The sequence below is a fragment of the Acidovorax sp. KPB24-03 genome, assembly GCF_057546605.1.
Genome location: NZ_BAAJYR010000321.1, coordinates 1 through 4,092, shown reverse-complemented (window position 1 = coordinate 4,092; position 4,092 = coordinate 1). Strand labels below are relative to the sequence as shown.

The 4,092-nt window shown below is 68.5% G+C and carries 4 protein-coding genes and 1 pseudogene; 2 read left to right on the top strand and 3 right to left on the bottom strand.

Annotated elements, in window-relative coordinates; all coding sequences use genetic code 11:
* Positions 1–139: 139 nt before the first annotated feature.
* The 3 genes from AC27KI_RS20065 to AC27KI_RS20055 all read right to left on the bottom strand — a co-directional run bounded on the left by AC27KI_RS20065 (position 140) and on the right by AC27KI_RS20055 (position 2,910).
* Positions 140–1,102, bottom strand: a complete 963-nt coding sequence (locus AC27KI_RS20065; protein WP_284414459.1) for a sulfonate ABC transporter substrate-binding protein — start codon at positions 1,100–1,102, stop codon at positions 140–142.
* Positions 1,103–1,248: 146 nt separating this feature from the next.
* Complete coding sequence (ssuE, locus tag AC27KI_RS20060; RefSeq protein WP_317354295.1) at positions 1,249–1,839, bottom strand: NADPH-dependent FMN reductase; 591 nt, start codon at positions 1,837–1,839, stop codon at positions 1,249–1,251.
* Positions 1,840–1,887: 48 nt separating this feature from the next.
* A complete protein-coding gene (locus tag AC27KI_RS20055) occupies positions 1,888–2,910 on the bottom strand; it encodes a sulfate ABC transporter substrate-binding protein (RefSeq protein ID WP_272569324.1) in 1,023 nt (340 codons plus the stop codon).
* Between the two features lie 143 nt (positions 2,911–3,053).
* Here AC27KI_RS20055 and AC27KI_RS20050 point away from each other — a divergent pair, with 143 nt between their 5' ends.
* Both AC27KI_RS20050 and mnmC2 read left to right on the top strand, forming a co-directional pair.
* On the top strand, positions 3,054–3,326 hold the full coding sequence (locus tag AC27KI_RS20050) for an oxidative damage protection protein (RefSeq protein WP_284414462.1): 273 nt from the start codon (positions 3,054–3,056) through the stop codon (positions 3,324–3,326).
* 28 nt (positions 3,327–3,354) lie between these two features.
* Positions 3,355–4,092, top strand: a pseudogene (mnmC2, locus tag AC27KI_RS20045) (tRNA (5-methylaminomethyl-2-thiouridine)(34)-methyltransferase MnmC2); the annotation flags it as partial.

The window sequence follows — 4,092 nt, the reverse complement described above, 5'->3', positions numbered from 1 at the left end:
GGGGTGCCGGGGCGAGCGCCAGCACGCGGGCGCTTTCGCGCGGCGCCGACAGGCCCCAGGCCTGGGCGGTCACGCCCAGCACCCGGCGCACGCGCACCTGCAAAGGGGTTGGGAAAGGTGCGGACATGGGTGCACCCTTTCAGAGCAGGTCCACCGGAGCGGCGTCCTGCAGGTTGAGCTTGCGGGGGATGAGCTTCAGGTCGAAGAACGTGTCGGCGATCACCTGCTGCTCGGCCAGGATGTCGCGCGACACCAGCGAGGTACCGTAGCCCGCCCGGCCCACGAACAACTCGGTGACGGCGCGGTCCAGTCCCAGCACGGTGGACAGCTCCGCCGCGGCCTCGGCCTTGTGCGCGGCAATCCACTTGTCGATGGCGTCCACCTCCTGGATGGCGACGCGCAGCACGTCGGCGTTCCTGGCGGAATAGTCGCGCGAGGAAAAGTAGTAGGCGCGGTTGTTCGCCACGCCCGTGGCATCGGCCAGCACGCGGGCCTGCAGCGTCTTTTGCGCCGACGCGAGGAACGGGTCCCAGATCACCCAGGCGTCCACGGCGCCTTTCTCGAAGGCCGCCCGCGCATCGGGCGGCGCGAGGAAGACCGGCTGCACGTCGCGGTAGTGCAGGCCGTGCTTTTCCAGCACCTTGACCAGCAGGTAGTGCACGTTCGAGCCCTTGTTGAGCGCGACGCGCAGGCCCTTCAGCTCGGCCACGCTCTGGATCGCCGAGCCCTTGGGCACGACGACGGCCTCCAGCTGCGGGCGCGGCACCGTGGCCCCCACGTACACCAGCGGCGCTCCGGCCGCCTGGGCGAAGATGGGGGGCGCTTCGCCCACGTCGCCGAAGTCGATCGAGCCGACGTTCAGCGCCTCCAGTTGCACCGGGCCGGCATTGAACTCGGTCCAGGTCACCTTCACGCCCAGCGGCGCCAGGCGCTTTTCCAGCGTGCCACGGGCCTTGAGCAGCGACAGCCAGCCCTTTTGGTGGCCCACGCGCAGGACGCGGTCGCCCTTCTGGGCCAAAGCGGGCGGCAGGCCGGCGGCCAGCACGGTGCCGAGGCCGGAAGCCACCATCCGGCGGCGCAGGGAAGAGAAATTCGAAGTCATGCGATCGGTCTTTCTGGCGAGGTCCACCGGGTGCGGGCGGCGATGCAGCGGCCTGCCCGCGGCGGGCGGGTTCTCAAAGATGGGGAGGGCTTGGGGAGGAGCGGACGGCGGGGGCCGGCCCACAGGCCGGCGCCGCCCGGGGCGCGTCAGACGCTACATCGCACCTGGGAGAAATGCACCGGCGCGAACCGCGTGGCCTGGGCCGGCGCGGGGCGCAGGGTTTCGGTGATGAGCACGTTCACGGCGTCGTCCAGCCGGGAGGACACGTCGTGCCCCACCTCGTAGGCGCCCTCGGGCGTGAGCGTGACCTGGGCATCGGTGGCGTAGATGCCCGGCAGGATGTGCTTGGCACCCAGCGACTGCAGCACCGGCCGCAGCGCGTAGTCCAGCGCCAGCATGTGGTGGGCGCTGCCGCCGGTGGCCAGCGGCAGCACGGTCTTGCCCTTGAGCGCCGCCTGCGGCAGCAGGTCGAGAAAGACCTTGAGCACGCCGCTGTAGGCCGCTTTGTAGACGGGTGTCGCCACCACCAGCACGCTGGCCTCGGCCACGCTGTCCACCGCGTGGGCGATGGAGCGGTGGCCCGTGTCCGCCAGCAGCAGCGCCTGGGGCGACAGGTCGCGGATGTGCAGGCGCTGCACCAGCGCACCGCGCACCGACAGGCGCTGCGACACGGTATCCAGCAGGGCGGCGGAGCGGGAACGCTCCGAGGGGCTGCCGGCGATCAGGAGGACGGACATGGAATGGGGCTTTCTAGCGCGGGCGGATTGGCAAGAGCGCCGTCGTCTTCACTTCTTGGTGTAGATCTGGTCGAAGCTGCCGCCATCGGCGAAGTGCGCCTTGTCGGCCTTCGCCCAGCCGCCGAAGGCCTGGTCGATGGTCACCAGCGTGAGCTTGGGGAACTGCTTGTCGTACTTGGCCTTGGCCTTGTCGCCCGTGGGGCGGTAGAAGTTCTTGCCGGCGATGTCCTGGCCTTCGTCGGAGTACAGGTACTTGAGGTATTCCTCGGCGACGGCGCGGGTGCCCTTCTTGTCCACGTTCTTGTCCACCACCGCCACGCTGGGCTCGGCCAGGATGGACAGCGACGGCACGACGATCTCGAACTTCTCGGGGCCGAACTCCTTCAGCGCCAGAAAGGCCTCGTTCTCCCAGGCCAGCAGCACGTCGCCCACGCCGCGCTGCACGAAGGTGATGGTGGAGCCGCGGGCGCCGGTGTCCAGCACGGGCACATTGCTGTACAGCTTGGCGACAAAGTCCTTGGCCTGTGCGTCGCCACCGTACTTGCGCTTGGCGAATTCCCAGGCGGCCAGGTAGTTCCAGCGGGCGCCGCCGGAGGTCTTGGGGTTGGGGGTGATCACCTGCACGCCGGGCTTGGCCAGGTCGTCCCAGTCCTTCAGACCCTTGGGGTTGCCCTTCTTCACCAGGAACACGATGGTCGAGGTGTAGGGGGCCGAATTGTGTGGCAGGCGTTTTTGCCAGTCGGCCTTGACGAGGCCGCCGTGCGTGACAAGCGCATCGATGTCGCCGCCCAGTGCCAGCGTGGCCACGTCGGCATCGATGCCGTCGATGATCGAGCGCGCCTGCTTGCCGGAGCCGCCGTGCGACTGCTTGATCGCCAGATCCTGGCCGCTCTTGGCCTTCCAGTGCTTGGCGAACGCCTGGTTGTATTCGACGTAAAGCTCCCGGGTGGGGTCGTAGGACACGTTCAGGAACTGCACCGGCTGGGCCAGCGACGGCAAAGCCGTCAGGGCCATACCGGCCAGCAGGGCGGCGGCGAGGGGAAACTTGATAAAGTCGCGGCGAACGTTCATGAGAGGCTTTCTTTTGTGGAATGCGGTCCGGTGCAAATCACCGATGCAACGCATTCTGAAAGTCGCTCTTCAAAACTGGAACTACTGAAATTTCAGTTTTAAATACCTAAAACATCTAAACCACCTTTCCAGGACCCTTCCCCATGGCACGTACCGTTCAATGCATCAAACTCGGCAAGGAAGCCGAAGGCCTCGACTTTCCCCCCTACCCCGGTGACCTGGGCAAGCGCATCTGGGAGGGTGTCAGCAAGGAAGCCTGGGCCGCCTGGCTCAAGCACCAGACGATGCTGGTGAATGAAAACCGCCTGAACCTGGCCGACGCCCGCGCCCGCCAGTACCTGGCCCGGCAGATGGAGCAGCACTTCTTCGGCGAAGGCGCCGACGCCGCCCAGGGCTACGTGCCGCCCAGCGCCTGAACCGCCGGGAATGAACCCGGCTCGGTTCCTGCCGGAGCCCATCGACTGGCTGGCGGACGGCACCCCTTACAGCCCGCGGTTCGGCGACCGTTACCACAGTGAAAACGGCGGCCTGGACCAGGCGTGCCGCGTGTTCCTGCACGGCTGCGGCCTCCCCCAGGCCTGGGCCGGCCAGCCACACTGGCGCATCCTGGAGACCGGCTTCGGCCTGGGGTTGAACTTCCTCGTGACCTGGGCGGCCTGGCGCAGCGACCCCGATCGCCCTGCCCTGCTGCACTTCGCCTCGTGCGAGGCCCACCCCGTGGCCGCGGCCGACCTGCTGCGCGCCACCAGCGCCCACCCCGACCTCGCGCCCCTGGCGCAGCACCTGCACGACCAGTTCTGGGGGCTGCTGCCGGGCGTGCACCGCCTGTCGTTCGAGCAGGGCCGCGTGCTGCTCACGCTCTATGTGGGCGATGCCCAGGCCATGCTGCGCCAGCAGATGCCGACGGCCGATTCGGTCTACCTGGACGGCTTCAGCCCGCAGCGCAACCCCGATCTCTGGAACGAACACACCCTGAAGGCCGTGGCGCGCTGCTGCCGGCGGGGCACGCGGCTGGCGACCTGGACCATCGCGCGGGCGGTGCGCGACACGCTCGCGCAGTGCGGCTTCACCGTGGCCAAGGTGCCCGGCGTGCCCCGAAGCGCGACAACCTGCAGGCCACGTTCGATCCGGCCTGGGGAATCCCGGGCGGCGCGCAACGCCCCGCCGCCGCTGGAAGTGGCG

What these genes read in the sequence shown, in the direction of transcription:
- AC27KI_RS20065 (WP_284414459.1), bottom strand. Translation starts at nt 1,102, where the DNA reads ATGACTTCGAATTTCTCTTCCCTGCGCCGCCGGATGGTGGCTTCCGGC.
- ssuE (WP_317354295.1), bottom strand. Translation starts at nt 1,839, where the DNA reads ATGTCCGTCCTCCTGATCGCCGGCAGCCCCTCGGAGCGTTCCCGCTCC.
- AC27KI_RS20055 (WP_272569324.1), bottom strand. Translation starts at nt 2,910, where the DNA reads ATGAACGTTCGCCGCGACTTTATCAAGTTTCCCCTCGCCGCCGCCCTG.
- AC27KI_RS20050 (WP_284414462.1), top strand. Translation starts at nt 3,054, where the DNA reads ATGGCACGTACCGTTCAATGCATCAAACTCGGCAAGGAAGCCGAAGGC.